The organism is Acidobacteriota bacterium (assembly GCA_016196065.1).
GTDB lineage: Bacteria > Acidobacteriota > Terriglobia > Terriglobales > Acidobacteriaceae > Acidiflorens.
The window spans coordinates 203,027-219,993 of sequence record JACPYL010000001.1 but is presented as its reverse complement, the minus strand read 5'-3'; the positions used below and the strand labels follow the sequence as shown (position 1 = coordinate 219,993).

At 57.9% G+C, this 16,967-nt stretch carries 10 protein-coding genes and 1 tRNA gene; 5 read left to right on the top strand and 6 right to left on the bottom strand.

Annotation, left to right across the window (positions count from 1 at the left end):
* The 4 genes from HY010_00950 to HY010_00935 all read left to right on the top strand — a co-directional run.
* Positions 1-355: glycogen debranching protein (locus HY010_00950; GenBank protein MBI3474273.1), on the top strand; the 355-nt coding region annotated here is incomplete at its 5' end.
* A gap of 291 nt (positions 356-646) precedes the next feature.
* Positions 647-3,955, top strand: coding sequence for an SBBP repeat-containing protein (locus tag HY010_00945; GenBank protein ID MBI3474272.1), 3,309 nt, complete (start codon positions 647-649; stop codon positions 3,953-3,955).
* Between the two features lie 151 nt (positions 3,956-4,106).
* Entirely contained in the window at positions 4,107-4,691 is a 585-nt protein-coding gene (locus tag HY010_00940) for a sigma-70 family RNA polymerase sigma factor (GenBank protein ID MBI3474271.1), read from the top strand.
* Positions 4,681-7,731, top strand: a complete 3,051-nt coding sequence (locus tag HY010_00935) for a protein kinase (protein ID MBI3474270.1) — start codon at positions 4,681-4,683, stop codon at positions 7,729-7,731. The genes HY010_00940 and HY010_00935 overlap by 11 nt, the downstream gene beginning before the upstream one ends.
* A gap of 87 nt (positions 7,732-7,818) precedes the next feature.
* Here HY010_00935 and HY010_00930 read toward each other — a convergent pair.
* The 4 genes from HY010_00930 to hutU all read right to left on the bottom strand — a co-directional run bounded on the left by HY010_00930 (position 7,819) and on the right by hutU (position 13,798).
* A tRNA-Phe gene (locus tag HY010_00930) sits at positions 7,819-7,894 on the bottom strand.
* Between the two features lie 183 nt (positions 7,895-8,077).
* Positions 8,078-10,696 (bottom strand): M1 family metallopeptidase, encoded by a 2,619-nt coding sequence (locus HY010_00925; protein MBI3474269.1) that lies wholly within the window; start codon positions 10,694-10,696, stop codon positions 8,078-8,080.
* Between the two features lie 87 nt (positions 10,697-10,783).
* Positions 10,784-12,052, bottom strand: coding sequence for an imidazolonepropionase (locus HY010_00920; protein MBI3474268.1), 1,269 nt, complete (start codon positions 12,050-12,052; stop codon positions 10,784-10,786).
* A gap of 63 nt (positions 12,053-12,115) precedes the next feature.
* Positions 12,116-13,798 (bottom strand): urocanate hydratase, encoded by a 1,683-nt coding sequence (gene hutU, locus HY010_00915; GenBank protein MBI3474267.1) that lies wholly within the window; start codon positions 13,796-13,798, stop codon positions 12,116-12,118.
* A 249-nt stretch (positions 13,799-14,047) separates the two neighbouring features.
* On the opposite strand from hutU, the gene HY010_00910 reads away from it, so the two are divergent.
* On the top strand, positions 14,048-14,344 hold the full coding sequence (locus HY010_00910; GenBank protein MBI3474266.1) for a 1-deoxy-D-xylulose-5-phosphate synthase: 297 nt from the start codon (positions 14,048-14,050) through the stop codon (positions 14,342-14,344).
* 39 nt (positions 14,345-14,383) lie between these two features.
* Here the strand turns inward: HY010_00910 and guaA are convergent, their stop codons facing one another.
* Positions 14,384-15,946, bottom strand: coding sequence for a glutamine-hydrolyzing GMP synthase (gene guaA / locus HY010_00905; GenBank protein ID MBI3474265.1), 1,563 nt, complete (start codon positions 15,944-15,946; stop codon positions 14,384-14,386).
* Positions 15,947-16,042: 96 nt separating this feature from the next.
* Positions 16,043-16,906, bottom strand: coding sequence for a hypothetical protein (locus HY010_00900; GenBank protein ID MBI3474264.1), 864 nt, complete (start codon positions 16,904-16,906; stop codon positions 16,043-16,045).
* Positions 16,907-16,967 lie beyond the last annotated feature (61 nt).

Below are 16,967 nucleotides of genomic sequence, written 5' to 3'. Positions count from 1 at the left end.
CGGCCTGCGCAGTCTGTCGCCTAGTGATCCGCAATATCGCGGACGCTACACCGGTGGTCCGGCAGAGCGCGACGCCGCGTATCACCAGGGAACCGTGTGGCCGTGGCTGATGGGACCATTCATTACTGCCTACGTGAAGGTGAATGGTGGGAGCACGGAGGCTCGCTCGCAGGCTGCAGAGTGGCTCAAGCCTCTTCAGGAACACCTGTCCGATGGCGGACTGGGACAAATCTCAGAGATCTTCGATGGCGATGCACCGCAGAGGCCGTGCGGGTGCATTGCTCAAGCCTGGAGTGTTGGAGAAGTACTGCGCGCGCATGTGGAAGATGTGAAGGGGATCAGACCATCACCATAAGCACAGGTGCGCCCCTCGATTAACCAAACGGCCTGAATGTCTACTCCCGAACTCGAGACCATCGACTGTCGCCTCGACCGGCGGCTTAGCCAGCGATCTAGCCTGCGTACGCATCGCGGCCTAACCGGTGCGATATCAACCACCTAGCGCTGGATTCGACAGAAGGCGTTCTTCCCCGCACAAATAAATGATCCACTTTTCCGTTTTTCTCCGCGTTAAGGGATGAAGGCGAACATACGCAGTTGAGCGAACGAGGATGCTTCGCCCATCCGGTAAACCAAGGAGACGAACATGAAAAGATCGACATTGAGAATCGCGAGTCTGGCCGCATTGATGCTCGCCATCGTCGTTCCGGGCGCGGCGACATCCTGGAAGACTTCAACCGACAGCAAAACGCAGGCGCATTCGGGCGCGGCTTCTCGGATTGCAGCGAACTATGGAAGCCTGCCTCTCAGCTTCGAAGAGAATCACGGCCAGGCAACTTCCGATGTGAAGTTCATCGCCCACGGCACCTCCCAAACTCTCATCTTGAACTCGAGAGGGGCCGTGCTCAACCTGCGGAAACCAGCGGGACATCGCGAAATCCGAAAGGGAGAGTCCTTCGACCCGATGGACTCCGCGAGCATTCAGATGACGCTCCCAGGTTCGAATCTTGCCCCCAGCGTCGAAGGCCAGGAAAAATTGCCGGGAGTCGCGAACTACGCCTTTGGCCTTGACCGAAGCAAATGGATTACCGGAATCCCGACCTATGCCAAGGTGCGGTTCTCCGAGGTTTACCCCGGGGTCGATCTGGACTACCACGGCAACAACCGCCAACTTGAATACGACTTCGTCGTCCGCTCGGGAGCCAACCCCCAGAACATTCGGCTCGCGTTCGATGGCGTGCAGGGGCTGGAACTCGACGGCGAGGGCAATCTTCTATTGCATGCCTCGGGCGGCGATATCCTGCAGCACAAGCCGATCGCCTATCAGCAGATCGGTGGCTTGCAGTGGGAAGTGCCGGCCAAGTTCCTGCTGGTTGGTGCGAACGAGGCCGCCTTCGAAATCGGCGCCTATGATCACAGCCGTGCGCTGGTGATTGACCCCGTGCTTGCCTACTCAACCTACTTTGGCAGCGCCGCTGATGACGTGATCAACGGGATCGCGATCGATCCTCAGGGTAACGCCTACATCGTCGGAACCACCAATAACGGCGGCGGACCAAACTTCGTTTTCATTAACAAGATCAATGCCGCAGGGACAGCGTCGGTGTACTCGAACGGAGTCGGCGATCCCAACTGTGATTCCTACGGAAATGGAATCGCCGTGGATGCGAACGGCTTGGCCTTCGTTGCGGGAGAGTACGGCACATGGGATCAGTATCAACTCTGCAACCTCAAGTACGCTCTCGCCAGCAAGCTCAACGGCACAGGCACGTTTGTATATGCCCTCGCATTTGGCGGCGCCGGAGCCGACGACCACGCTAACGCGGTTGCGGTAGACACCCAAGGCAACGCGTACTTCACCGGCCAGACCCAGGGGAATTGGCCCGTAACCCCCGGAGCGTTTCGAGGCGATGGAGGATTTCCCGGGGACGCCTTTGTTCTAAAACTGGATCCGGCTGGAAACACGCTCTATTCATCGTATCTCGGTGGATCGGGCAGCGACGAAGGCTTCGGCATCGCGGTAGATTCCCAGAAGAACATCGTGGTGGTTGGTACGCTGGAAATCGGGTCAGAGGATTTTACGATCACCGCCAGTGCCTACCAATCAACAAACCAAAATCCATGGTCGTACTGTTTCGTAAGCGAGCTGAATGCCGCGGGGTCAGCTTTGCGCTACTCCACCTTCTTGAGCGGCGAGGTTGGCGAAGACTGTACGTCCGTGGCCACGGACGGAACCGGCAAGATCTATGTCACTGGCTCCACCGAGTCCTCGACCTTTCCTACGACTCCAAATGCCTACGACAGAACTTGCGGTACCGATGGTTTCTGCAACCAGATCACTGTCTGCAATCCCAGCTGCCAAACCACTTATTACGAAGACGCCTTCGCGGCGAAGTTTGATCCCACAAAGTCGGGTGCTGCGTCGCTGGTTTACTCCACCTTTATTGGGGGCGAAAACCGCGAACTCGGCCAGGGCATCGGCATAGACGGCGCGGGCAATGCGTACGTTACGGGACGCACCGCATCAATCTTCTACCCCACCGCCAACCCGATCCAGGGCAGCAATGGCGGCGACTACGACGTGTTTGTGACCGAAATCAGCGCCAACGGGTCGAGCTCGCCGTTCTCCACCTACCTCGGCGGCAACTTCTATGACGAGGCCCGGGGCATGGCGGTTGACGCTGGCGGAAACATCTATATCGGCGGCCAGAGCAACTCCACGGCCGGATTTCCCTTACAGAATGCGCTGCAAGGGACTAATGCTGGCGGAACCGATGGCTTCCTGCTCAAGATCGGTGCTTCCACGCAAGCTCCCGCGCTGAATTCCGCGAGTGTGAACCCGACCGTGGTGACTGGCGGCGCCACCTCCACCGGAACTGTGACCTTGACGGCTGCGGCTCCAGCCGGCGGGATCACCGTAACTCTCAGCAGCAACAATGCTGCAGCGACGGTTCCGGCCAACGTGGTCGTCACGCAAGGCAACACAAGCGCAACTTTCAGCGTGAATACCTCCGCGGTCGCGAATACGGTAACGGCGACGATTACCGCGACCTACAACGGAGTGAGCAAGCAGGCCACGCTTACTATCAACCCCCCGGCCCTGTCCGCACTCAGCGTAAGCCCCACCCAAATACAGGGCGGGAGCAACTCAACCGGAACAGTGACCCTCACGGGTGTAGCTCCAGCCGGCGGGATCACCGTAGCCCTCAGCAGCAACAACGCCGCGGCGCAGGTTCAGGGCAGTGTGCAGGTCCTGGCCGGTAACAGCACCGCCAACTTCAACATCACCACGACTCCAGTTGCGTCCGATACCAATGCGACGATCTCGGCTTCGTACAGTGGCGTCACCAAGACGGCGACCCTGACGGTCAAGGCGAATTCCTCCGTAACCGTCGCTTCACTGACCATGAACCCGGTCACCGTGGTGAGCGGGAAGAAGTCCGTCGGCACTGTAACCCTGAGCGGACCGGCCCCCGCCAAAATCACCGTGACTCTGAGCAGCAGCAATACGACAGCTGCAAGCGTACCTGCTTCCGTCACCGCGGCAGCCGGAGCCACAACCGCGCAGTTCAATGCGACAACCTTCGGCGTCGCCTCAGATACTGCGGTCACGATCTCGGCCAGCTACGGCGGAACAACCAAGACCGCCAACCTCACCGTGAAAGCAGCAGCGCTCGCTTCCGTCACACTCAGCCCGAAGATCGTGAAGGGAGGCAACAACTCGACGGCGACCGTGAAGCTGAACGGCTTGGCCCCCGCGAACGGCGCGACTGTGGCGCTTTCCAGCAGCAACTCTGCTATCGCGACCTTGCCGGCAAACGTGAAGGTGAACGGGGGAGCAAAGTCCGCCACATTCACCATCAACACGAATGCAGTCGCTGCCAATAAGACGGTGACCATCTCAGCCACTTACAACGGAAAGACCAAGAGCGCTGTCCTTACCGTGACTCCGTAGGAGGCTGGCTCGCTCCCACACCATGGCCCCGGCCTTTCGCCGGGGCCTTTTTCTCGCCTTCATGTTCCCCTTCCGTCTCATTGACATGTTTTCGCTACCGGGCTATCGTCTCTGACATTTACGGTTATTCCGATATGTCTGGAAGCGTCCTTTGACCGAATCGCCGCCAAGCCAGGTGACTCAGCTTCTGGTGAACTGGGGCAACGGCAGCCAGCAGTCACTCGAAGCGTTGATCCCGCTCGTTTACGACGAATTGCGGCGTCAAGCGCGCCGCTATCTCCGGCGTGAGCGTCCCGACCACACTCTGCAAAGCACAGCACTGGTTCACGAAGCCTATGTCCGGCTGGTGGACCAGCGGCAGGTCAACTGGCACAACCGCAGCCAATTTTTTGGCGTTGCCGCGCAGTTGATGCGGCGCATTCTTGTGGATCACGCCCGAGGCCGTGCGGCCGTTAAGCGCGGGGCCGGCGTAACCAAGCTGGCGATTGCCGAAGAGGTGGCAGCGCTCGAGATGCGCAACGTGGACTTGATCGCACTGGACACCAGCCTGCGCGAACTCGAGAAAATGGATCCACAGCAGAGCCGGATCGTTGAGCTTCGCTTCTTCTCCGGCCTGTCCATCGAAGACACAGCCGAGGCTCTCGGTATCTCCACGGCTACAGTCAAGCGCGATTGGGCTCTAGCCAAAGCCTGGCTATATCGTGAGATCAGCGGGGGCACGGCGATTGAGGCCTGAGGACTGGCAGAAAATCAAACAGATCTTTGACGCGGCCCTGGCGCTCTCCCCACCCCAGCGCGGTGCCTACCTCGACAAGGCGTGTTCCGGCGACACAAAGCTCCGCGGAGAAGTGGAATCCCTTCTTCGTTCTCACCAGGTGGCCGACCAATTCCTCGAGCAACCGGCTGCCGAGGGCCTGGCTGCGACGGAGTCCGGTGGCTCCAGAATCGGCTCGGTGGTTGGGTCCTATCGCATCATCGAGGCCATTGGCCAGGGCGGCATGGGAGTCATCTACCGTGCGGAAGACGTAAAACTCGGCCGCAGCGCCGCCCTCAAGTTTCTGCCCGAAGACATGGCAAGTGATCGGGACGCGCGGGCGCGATTCGAGCGCGAAGCCCGCGCCGCCTCTTCGCTCAATCATCCCAATATCTGCACGGTTTACGGCGTGGATGAATGCGACGGGCATCTCTACATCGCGATGGAGTTGCTGCGAGGGCAACCGCTGAGCGAGATCACGCAAAAGGGACGGCTGGCCACCGACCTTTTGCTGGATTGGGGTATACAAATCGCGGATGCGCTCGATGCCGCCCATTTGGACGGCATCATTCATCGCGATATCAAGCCCTCCAATATTTTTGTAACCGATCGCGGACAGGCGAAGATTCTTGATTTCGGCTTGGCCAAAAAAGCGCCGATGCGGCATCGCGTGTCAATACCTATCCCCGCTGCGCCTTCTGATGCTACTAATCCGGGCGTGGCAATGGGTACGGTCGCCTATATGTCCCCGGAGCAGGCGCGCGGAGAAGACCTCGACGCACGCACAGATCTTTTCTCGTTTGGCGCGGTGCTCTACGAAATGGCGACGGGCTTTCAGGCTTTCACCGGCAGAACGACCGCTGTCGTGCATGAGGCCATCTTGAATCGCATGCCGCCCTCTCCGCGCGACATCAATACCGAACTGCCTCCCAAGCTGGCTGAGATCATCATGAAGGCTCTGGAAAAAGACCGGGAGATTCGGTATCAAACGGCGGCCGAGTTGCGCGCCGACATGAAACGCATGAAGCGAGACACGCCTTCAACAGGAGTGTTGATCGCACCGCCAGCTGCTCCATTGATCTTGCAGGAATTCGGTGGCGAGTCTCGTGGGTGGAGGGAGAATCTCTGGAAGCTGATGGTACCGGCCGCGATCGCCGTCGTGGCTGCCACCGTATTCTTTTGGCCGCCGGAATCGCGGCCGCTGACGGAACAGGATTCCATCCTCATCACGGACTTCGTGAATACGACAGGTGAGTCGGTTTTTGATGGCGCATTGAAACAGGCGCTGGCAGTCAAGTTGGAAGAGTCGCCGTTCCTCAACGTCGTTCCCGAGGAAGAAGTGCAGAACACGTTGCGCTTCATGGGCCGGCCGCCGGACGAGCGGATTACATCTGCACTCGGCAGAGAAATCTGCGAACGACAGAACAACCAGGCCATGCTGACGGGCTCAATCGAGAGCTTGGGTAAGCAATACATCATCGGACTCGACGCGACCAATTGCCGCACCGGTCGCTCCCTTGCACGCGAACAAGTGCAGGCCGCTGACCGCGAGACAGTGCTGCGCGTTGTAGGATCGGTCGCGTCGCAGCTACGCCGGAAGCTGGGTGAGTCCCTGGCATCGGTGCAGAAGTTCGATACACCGATCGAACAGGCGACGACTTCATCACTGGAAGCGTTGAAGGCCTTTAGCCTCGGCGATGTGCAACGCGCCAAGGGATCCGACATGGATGCCATCCCGTTCTACAAACGGGCCATCGAACTCGACCCTAACTTCGCCATGGCCTACGCGACTTTGGGCGCCGTGTACGCAAATGTCGGAGAGACTGCTCTTGCCCGTGAAATCACGCAGAAAGCATTCGAACTCCGAAATCGCGTGAGCGAGCGTGAACGGCTCTACATCTCGGCCCACTATTACAGCGATCGCGGACAGTTGGAAAAATCGATTGCAGAGTACCTGCTCTGGGAGAAGTCCTATCCGAGGGACTGGATTCCTTTTAACAATCTTTGCAGCATCTATGGAGTCTTGGGTCTGTTCGATCAAGCGGTGCCGCAGGGTCTGGAAGCTTTGAAGCTACAGCCTAAAGATCCTTTGCCTTACACCTCGTTAGCGAGTGTGTACCTGGGCCTGAATCGTTACGACGAAGCCAAGAAGATCGGTGAGCGCCAGATCGCCAATGGAGCGGAGGATATCGCTGGCCACAACATGCTCTATGCCATCGCCGCCACCCAGAACGACCCCGACGCGATGAGGACACACGCGGAGTGGGCGAAGGGTAAGCCGGAGGAAGTGTACCTTCTTTCCTTTCAGGCACAGGAGGCTGTGCGTGCTGGCAAACTGCTCAATGGGCGCCGGATTCTGCAACAGGCGAGCGAACTTGCCCGGCGGAACAAGTTCGATCAGCTCAACGCTCTATTTGCGGCGATCGAGGCAGAGTGGCTTGCGGAACTGGGGCGGCACGGGGAGGCGCGCAGCCGGGCGGCGTCCGCAGCAGCCATGGACAAAGGCATCTCTGTACAAACCCTCGCCGCAGACGCCCTCGCAATATCCGGAGACACGGATCGTGCGCAAGCAGTCGCGAACAGCCTGGACAAGAACTTTCCGTTGGATACGCTGGTACAAGGAATCTGGCTCCCGATTGCGCGGGCGAGGATTCAGCTGCGAAGAGGTGCTCCAAGCCAGGCCGTTGAGACTCTGCAAGGAGCCTCCCGCTACGAATTGGGCGCACAGTGGCAAAATGTGCCCCTGCGTGCAATCTACCTGCGCGGCAACGCCTATCTGCAGATGAAGGCCGGCAAGGACGCGGCTGCTGAGTTCCGAAAAATAATTGACCACAGAGGAGTAGATTTACTCTCGCCTTACGGTGCGCTGGCATATCTGGGCCTGGGCAGAGCGTTGAAGCTTACCGGTGACGAATCCGAAAGCCGCCGCGCGTATCAGGACTTCCTCGCCCTCTGGAAAGATGCAGATCCCGACATTCCCGTGCTCCAGCAAGCCAAGGCGGAATACCTCGTGAGCAGGTAGAACCGTGGTGCGAAGCGTTACTAGAGTTTTTGTTCACAAACGCGCGAAAAATAGGAAGGCAGGAAAGACGTAAGTTATTGATAACAATGGTGGCCAGGGAGGGAGTTGAACCCCCGACGCCAGCCTTTTCAGGGCTGCGCTCTACCACCTGAGCTACCTGGCCACTTCGGATGCGCTCGGCGACTATCCACCAGTCCAGGATCGATCTGGTGACCGTATTCCGCTCGCTGTCTCCGGGAGGAGGCAGCCCTGCGCAGGGAACTTTCGGAACTTCCGCATTATAGCAACCCGCACGCGGTTCCCTCAATCGAGTCGCTCGATTTTCCGTTCTTTCTGCGCGCGGAGACTATTGTCCTGCGTGGATCTCATGATTGCTGAGCCACTGGGCCAGGCGTGGAGCTTGTTGCGATTTCAGATCTGCACAGTTTCGAATCCCTTCCAGTGACTGGTTGAGGCCACGTTCCGCACTCGCGACTTTGTGGCTGGTAAAGAAGTCGCTTACCTGGGCGCCTTGTTCGGCGCTGCAGAATGTCGCAGTCGCCTCAACCACGCGGGCAGCGGATCCGCTGCTCAGCTTGGCAATCTCGTCCCAATGCCTCTTCGTGAATTCCCATGCCGGCGTGCCTCCGGTCGGCATGCTCATAATTTCCGAGATCACTACCGCTGCATCCTGGCTGCGGACTTCGGGAGAGAGTACACGACTTAGATTGCGCTCGATCAGTTTCGGATCGCGGAAGGCAAGCAGAGCATCCAAGTAAATGTAAAAATCTTCCGGAGTCTGTACCAGTTTCTGTTTCTCAAGCAGGCGATCGTATAGGGAAGAGTCGCCGTCTCGCGCGGCGAGGGCAAACGCCGTTTCCGCGATCGTGTTATCAAGCGGAGCGGTGTTGGAAAGACTGCGGCTGGTCCACTTGCGCGCCCAAGCCAAGACTTCAGGATCGTGGCCCACGCCTCCGGCAACCTCCATGACTCGGAAGCGCAACTGTTTATCTTCTTCGCTTTCGCCAGATTTGGATTCGAAGCCGAGTCGATGGATGGACGGCGCCAGCAACTGCCGCACCCACGCAGAATACTGCGGCTGATCCTGTTCCGAGGTCAGGTAGTGGTCGATGTATTCGAGCTGCGAAAGAAGTTCGCTGAGGACGGGACGGCTGGTTTCGTTCTGCAGACCTTCCGCCAGGGCGAGATAGTCGCTCACAGGCTTCTTGCCGACTCGAACTGAAGCCCAGACATCTCCCAGCAGCATGATCCGTTCCCCGGGCGTGAGTCCTGTCTCGACGTCGCGCGCCAGTCCGCGAATGTTTGAGGCATCGTATCCCGAGCGGTAAAAGCCCTCGGCGCCCGCATTGGCCAATGTCCAGTTACCACAAGCGGGCAGGTTGAAGCGCGCTTCCTTTTCCGTCAAGAGATGGCATGTCTTCGATGTATTCGGAGATCCGTCCTCTTTCAGGCATACCGGCACTTGCCAAAGCGCTTTGGAGTCGTCGCGACTGAACAGTTCGCGGTCGAAGAAATAGCGCTGCTGGTGAAGTGTGACTTGGGTTGTGCCGGCGTTGCAATCCGCGTGGACAGCCACGAAGGGCAATCCAGCCTGTTGCACGAAAGTTGGCATGACCTGGTCCACGGGCTTGCCAGATGCTTTCGACAGCGTGCTCCAGAAATCCGTCGCGGTGGCATTGCCGTAGGAGTGTTGCTTCAGGTATTGCGTGACTCCGGCGCGAAAGCTCTCTGGACCGATATAAGCTTCCAACATGCGCAACACGGCGGCAGTCTTGCCGTAGGCGATGCCGTCAAAGAGTTCCTGAATTTCATCGGGAGTCTCCGCCGCCTGCTGAATCGGACGCGTGTGTAGCAGGGAATCGACGCCTTGCGAGCGGATGGTATCGCGCACGCTCTCCAGTTCGACGTGCCATTCCGGCTTCCAGGCAGAGACAGGCTTGGGAGACATCCAGGTGGCGAAGCCTTCGTTGAGCCAGATGTCGTCCCACCATTGCATGGTGACCAAATCACCGAACCACATGTGCGCCATTTCATGAGAAATGACGTCGGCCACATCGCGCTTCAGTGCAATCGATGCCCGCTTGTCATCCAGCAGGAGAAGCGCCTCACGAAATGTGATCAGGCCGGTATTTTCCATGGCGCCCGCTTCAAAGTCCGGGAGGCCGATCAGGTCGAGCTTTTCGAACGGATACTTGATGCCAAAATAGCCGTCGTAGTAATGCATGAACGACTTCGCGCCTTCGAGCGCAAATCCGCCCAGCTTCTTCTTGCCGGGAGTGCCCCACACGCGAATCGGAATGCCGTCTGCTTCGCCTTCCACGGCCTCAAACTCGCCGACCGCAATCGCCACCAGGTACGAAGACATCTTGGCTGAAGTGGCGAACTTTACTGTGTGTTTCCCTTCGACTGGCCCGGACGTGTCACTCAGGACCTTTGCGTTAGAAAGGGCAACATGTTTCTTGTCGGCAATCACGGTGATGTCGAACGTAGCCTTGTAGGCAGGTTCGTCGAAGGAAGGGAATGCGCGTCGGGCGTCGGTCGATTCGAATTGCGTGACCGCATACTTGCGTCCCGTTTCATCTTTGCCAAGGTAGAAGCCGCGCAACTCGCCGTTGAGTAAACCGTTGAAGTGAATCTGGATGGTCGCGGGTCCGGTTGCGAGCGTGTGAGCGACGGTGAGCGTCGCCATCTGTTTGACTTTATCGACGGCGACAGCCGCTTCCTGGGTCGTGCCGGCGGTCGTGATCGAGGCGCTGAGGAAGTCGATCTCTGCAGCGTTGAGGACGATTTCTGAAGTCGGTTTCAGAATCTGGATGGCAATCGTTTCCTGGCCGGAGAAGATGTTCTTCTCGAAGTCCGGAGCGAAGGTCAGCTGATAGTTCACCGGACGAGCAAGTTCCGGCAAGCGCTGGGCAAAAGAAACGAAAGAAGACAAAACAATACACAACAGTACGAAACGCTTCATCAAGCGTGGTTCTCCCAAAGAATATTCGGCGAAATAATTTGTCTCAATTTAATACGCTGGAAAGGACGGTTTGGTTCCCGCCTGGGCCTACGTGCTGGCCGCTCCACCGATTATTGTCTGCACGCACCGGTTTACGCCAAACCAGTACGGAATCTCCTTATAGTTTCTCACATCGAAGACGCTCATGTCAGCGTCCTTGCCCGGTTCGATGCTTCCTTTGCGATCGCCCAGGCCGAGGGCAAACGCGCCGTTGATGGTCGCCGCTGCAATTGCTTCTGCCGGCGACATTTTCATATGCGTGCAAGCTAGCGACATCGCCATCGACATGCTGATGGTCGGAGATGTCCCCGGGTTGTAGTCCGTCGCCAATGCCACGGCGACGCCGGAGTCGATGAACTTGCGCGCATCCGGATAGCGGCTCAATCCCAGGAAATAATTCGCACCCGGCACGAGCGTAGCGACCGTGTTGCTGGCGGCAAGCGCGGGCGTGTCGGCATCGTTCACGTAATCCATGTGATCGAGAGACGCGGGGCCAAATTTCAGGAACGGTTCGAGCCTGGTCTCGCTCAACTGACCCATGTGGCCGCGGACGCGTAATTTGTTCTCGCGTGCAGCCTGGAATATCTGTCCGGATTCCGCGGCGCTAAATGCTCCGCGATCACAAAAGACATCGACAAACTGTGCAAGCTTCGCTTTGGCGACCGCCGGCATCATCTCGTTACAGACGAGTTCAACGTAATTTTGTGAGCGTCCGCGATACTCAGGAGGCACGACATGCGCTCCCAGAAATGTTGGGACGACGGTGCCCGGCCACTGTTTTGCAGCCGCGCGGATCACTTGCAGCGATTTCAATTCCGATTCGAGACTCAATCCATAGCCAGACTTCGCTTCAACAGTGGTTGTGCCGTGTTTCGCCAGATCGCCGAGCACCGCCAGCACTTTGCTGGTGAGTGCTGTCTTAGCCGCATTGCGAACTCCTTCAATGCTGGAGCGAATACCGCCGCCGGCCTGGGCAATCTCTTCGTAACCGGCGCCGGAGATTCGTTTCTCGAAATCTACCAGGCGCGGCTCCATGAATACCGGATGGGTGTGCGAATCGACAAAGCCAGGAAGGACGACACGGCCGGCACAGTCAATCTCTGTGATCTTCTTGCGGTTCTTTTTAAGCCATGGATCGCGCAATGCGTCTTTGGTTGTGCCGACGGAGACGACCTTCCCGCCGATGCAGAGGACCGAAGCATCCTCGACGACGCCGAGATCAGAAAGGGAAGCGCGACGACGAGGCCCTTTGCTCGTCGCTCGCAAGGTGAGAAGCTGGTCGATGTTGACGAGCAGGAGACCGGCAGGCTTAGGCATTGCCGCTCCGAGAAAGAATTAGGCAAGAACCTCTCTGTGACTCTGTGTCTCTGTGGTGGATCTTCATGATGCCGCCATCGGAATCTTGACGTCGCGCCGGGCAGCAAATTCCTTTGCTTCGTCATAGCCAGCATCTACGTGCCGGATCACTCCCATGCCTGGATCCGTGGTAAGTACGCGTTCGATACGTTGCGCCATCATGTCGGTCCCATCGGCGACGGTGACTTGTCCAGCATGCAGCGAGTACCCGATGCCCACGCCGCCGCCATTGTGAATCGAAACCCACGATGCACCCGCCGCCGTGTTCACAAGAGCATTGAGAAGCGGCCAGTCGGCGATGGCATCGCTGCCGTCTTTCATGCTTTCTGTTTCTCGGAAGGGAGAGGCAACCGATCCACAGTCGAGATGATCGCGTCCAATGACGACGGGCGCTTTGATCTTGCCCTTCTTTACCAGGTCATTGATGGCGAGGCCAAACTGGGCTCGCTCGCCATATCCCAGCCAGCAGATGCGCGCGGGAAGCCCTTGAAACTTGATGCGCTTGCGGGCGAGATCAATCCAGCGGCGGAGACTCTTGTTTTCCGGAAACAACTGCAAAACCAGATCGTCGGTGACCGCGATGTCCGATGGCTCGCCGGAGAGCGCTGCCCAGCGAAACGGTCCACGGCCTTCGCAAAATAGCGGACGAATGTAGGCAGGCACAAATCCAGGAAAGTCATAGGCATTCGTCACGCCCCGTTGATGGGCGAACGTGCGGATGTTGTTTCCATAATCGAAGGTGATTGCCCCCATCTTCTGCAGACGCAACATGCCTTCGACATGCCGCGCCATCGCGTCGAGCGACCGTTCCTGGTAGGCCTTTGTATCGCTTGCCCGCAGAGCCAGTGCGGCTTCGAACGTCATGCCATTCGGCACGTAACCGTTCAGCGGATCATGCGCGGAAGTCTGGTCAGTGAGAATGTCGGGCACGACGCCCCGCTCGGCCAGTTCTGGAATCACATCCGCGCAGTTGCCGACCAATCCCACGGAGACATTTTCTTTCTTGCGAATCGCATTCTTGAGGATGCGCAACGCCTCGTCCAGATTGGTGACGAGAAAATCGCAATAGCCGGTTTTCAAGCGCTTCTTAATGCGATCGGGATCGACGTCGATGCCGAGAAACGCCGCGCCCGTCATGGTAGCCGCCAGTGGCTGCGCTCCGCCCATGCCGCCCATGCCACCGGAGACGATCAACTTGCCACTGAGATCGCCGCCGAAATGCTTGTCGCCCGCGGCGTTGAAAGTTTCGTAGGTGCCCTGCACGATCCCCTGCGAGCCGATGTAGATCCACGATCCAGCCGTCATCTGGCCGTACATCATTAGTCCGGCGCGCTCGAGTTCGTTGAATTTGTCCCAGTTGGAGAAATGGCCAACGAGATTGGAATTTGCAATCAGCACGCGCGGCGCATACTCGTGCGTCTTGAAGACGCCCACCGGTTTGCCGGATTGCACCAGCAATGTATCATCGTTCTCCAAGGCTTTCAGCGAGCGGACAATGGCGTGATAGCAATCCCAATTACGTGCCGCCTTGCCCGTGCCGCCATAGACCACAAGATCCTGCGGTCGCTCGGCGACCTCTTCGTCGAGATTGTTCATGAGCATCCGCATCGCGGCTTCCTGCTGCCATCCTTTGCAAGAGAGGGAAGTGCCGCGAGGGGCACGGATGTGAGTCGTGGAAGGCTGATGAGTCTCGGTGTCGACGGGCATGGGGATATGGTAGTGCGTTTCGCGCCGAGTCTCAATCGGAGGGACTGCCCCGTCCCCAACCCTGTCATCCCGAACCGTCCGGAGGCGAAGCCGAGGACGAGCGAGGGATCTGCAGTCCGCGGCAGAATGCAGATCCCTCACTTCGTTCGGGATGACAGTTTGTAAGAGTGGGTCACTGGCCGTGAGAGAATCATTTTGCCTACTTGGGCACGCTTTTTGGAGTACGTTATGGGCCACAAGACACGAATCATGTATATCGAGTGCAAGGCTGGCGGCCTCACTGGTCCTGCCAGAATTGGGCGCGTGACCTACTCAAAAACCGGCGCCACAATCCACTATGGCGGCAAGGAATTCAGGAGTTTAAAGGGTGCTGGGTTTAAGGCCAACTACTACGACGTGGAGAGCGGCGAAGAATACTGGATTTCCGGTCCAAAGAAAGATGGCCGCGATGCTCTTTATGCGACCAACGTGGCGCCTGAAATAGATGCTGATGTGAAGGATGAGTATTGGAGCAAAATAAGAAAGCGGCAGACAAAAAGTTCTTAAGACCTGACACCTAACACCTGAGACCTGAAACCTGCTCTTCTACTCCCACTCAATCGTCCCCGGCGGCTTCGAAGTAATGTCATACACGACCCGATTCACTCCGCGCACCTCGTTCACAATGCGATTAGAGATTGACTTGAGCACTTCATAAGGCAGCGGCACCCAGTCCGCCGTCATTCCGTCCTCGGAATGCACCGCGCGGACAGCGCAGGTGTACGCGTAGGTCCTCTGATCGCCCATCACGCCGACCGTCATGACCGGCAACAGCACTGCGAACGACTGCCAGATTTTCTGGTAGAGCCCGGCCTTCTTGATCTCGCCGACGACGATCTCATCGCACTCGCGCAGCAAATCAGCGCGTTCTTTGGTGACTTCGCCGAGAATACGTACTGCCAATCCAGGGCCCGGAAATGGCTGGCGCTGCAGGATGTCTTCCGGCATGCCGAGATCGCGTCCAATGCGGCGGACTTCATCTTTGAACAAATCTTTCAGCGGCTCGATGAGTTTGAGTTTCATCTTGTCCGGCAGGCCGCCGACGTTGTGGTGGGATTTGATGATCTGCGACGGGCCGCGCACCGACCGCGATTCAATCACGTCGGGATAGAGCGTCCCCTGGACGAGCCAATCGACCTTACCTTCTTCCTTCTCGATACGCTGGGCTTCGTCGTCAAAGACGGCGATGAACTCACTGCCGATAATCTTCCGCTTCGTTTCCGGGTCGGTCACGCCCGCCAGCCGTTTCATGAAGCGATCGGTGGCATCGACGGCGACCAGGTGCAGTCCGAGGTTGTCGCGCAGGTTCTGCTGGACTTTCTCGAATTCGTTCTTGCGAAGAACTCCGTTATTGACGAAAACGCACGTCAGGCGCGATTTGCCGGAGGAATCACGCAGAGCCCGGTCGACGAGCACGGCTGCGACCGAGGAGTCTACGCCGCCAGAGAGAGCGCAGATGGCGTGGCCGCTTCCCACTTGCGCCTTGACTGAGGCCACCGTCGAATCGATGAAATGCTGTCCCGTCCAGGTTGGCGGAGCGCCGCAAATCTTCAGCGCAAAATTACGTAGGATGTCTGCCCCGAATGGTGTGTGGTGCACCTCGGGATGAAACTGCACAGCCCACATCTTCTGCGCGACATTCTCAATCGCCGCGACCGCGTTCGCAGTCTTCGCAGTGAGAGAAAATCCGGGCGGGAGTTCTTCTGCGGAATCGCCATGCGACATCCACACTGAAAGGACGTTGGGAGTGCCTTCAAACAGGCGTGATTCGGAAATGCGTTCCACAGTCGCATGGCCATATTCGCGCTTTTCCGCGGGACGCACTTTGCCGCCCAGCGCGTACACCATGAACTGCAGTCCGTAGCAGATCCCGAGCACGGGCACGCCCAATTCGAGGACCTTCTTGTCGGCATGGGGCGCGCCTTCGTCATACACCGACGACGGCCCGCCGGAGAGCACGATCCCCGCCGGTGAATAGCTCCGAATCTCGTCCAGGGTGGCGTTGAAGGGAAGAACGACCGAGAAGACTTTATTTTCGCGGATGCGGCGCGCAATGAGCTGCGAATACTGCGCACCGAAGTCGAGGACAACGATAGATTGTGTTTCCACGGATGAGTGTCTCAGATCAGCAGGCGTGTGTAAAGCCGGGAATGCGCTGTAAACACTCAACACGCTCGTAGAGCGGCCCTGCCTGCGTCAGGTCGACTACTTGACCTGGAAACTTCGAGCGTCGACAGGGATGTTGTTGACGATGTTGGTTGCTTTCACTTCCCACTCGACCAATTTGGAGAAGCCATTATCCAATTCCTGCGAAAATCGCAGGTCGTAGTGGCTGGGCAACGTCAGGCCGTCCGTGGTCTGGTAGTCAGAAAACTTCTCTTCGATTTGATAACGAGTCACCTGTTTTTGTGACGACGAAGTCTCCCCGTGCGTTCCGATTCCGGCACTCACGCTTATTCGATAGGTAGTCATGAGATGCTGGTAAGACTGCGGATCAAAATACAAAAGGATGCTCAAATCGGTGCCCTTCTTGGGCTGATAACGAAGAACGATGAATTCGCGGCCATCTACCTTTTTGGTGCCTTCGCTATGGAGTTTTGCTTTATGCCCTTCCAGGTCAAGCAGGGGCCAGCCAGAAGACCAGACGCCGCCCAGCAAGTTCTCACGGATCGGAGCGTCTTGGTTAATCAGGAAGTCGCCGAATTCGGAGCGACTCTTGTCTAGATAGGTCCCTGCGACACTTACCCTATTGCCGTCGTAAATAATTTGCTCGCCACGGAAACCGTTGGAGTTGATCTTGCACAAGTAGTTGGATTTGTCTCCTTCGGAGGCATAAACGTACTTGCCATCAATCGCTCCGCTACCTCCTACCAATACGCGGTATGTTGCGAAACCCTGCACGACTCGCGACTTCATGCTGCTGCGAACCTGGGCAGATCCTATGGAATCCAGGTGCTTAGCGAGGACCTCTTCTGGCTTCAAGTCCGCGGCCCGCAGAAGAGGAGAGGAGCACAGCAGCAAGAGGGAAAAAAGTGCGGCAAGCGGCCGGCGTCGGGCGGATGAATGCATGGAATGATCACTCCAGTGAGAAGAAGGATTGTAACTCCACGGCCAGCGCTGGTAAACAACT

Coding starts and splice junctions, on each gene's coding strand:
- HY010_00945 (MBI3474272.1), top strand. CDS start 647: ATGAAAAGATCGACATTGAGAATCGCGAGTCTGGCCGCATTGATGCTC.
- HY010_00925 (MBI3474269.1), bottom strand. CDS start 10,696: ATGAAGCGTTTCGTACTGTTGTGTATTGTTTTGTCTTCTTTCGTTTCT.
- HY010_00920 (MBI3474268.1), bottom strand. CDS start 12,052: ATGCCTAAGCCTGCCGGTCTCCTGCTCGTCAACATCGACCAGCTTCTC.
- hutU (MBI3474267.1), bottom strand. CDS start 13,798: ATGCCCGTCGACACCGAGACTCATCAGCCTTCCACGACTCACATCCGT.
- HY010_00910 (MBI3474266.1), top strand. CDS start 14,048: ATGTATATCGAGTGCAAGGCTGGCGGCCTCACTGGTCCTGCCAGAATT.
- HY010_00900 (MBI3474264.1), bottom strand. CDS start 16,906: ATGCATTCATCCGCCCGACGCCGGCCGCTTGCCGCACTTTTTTCCCTC.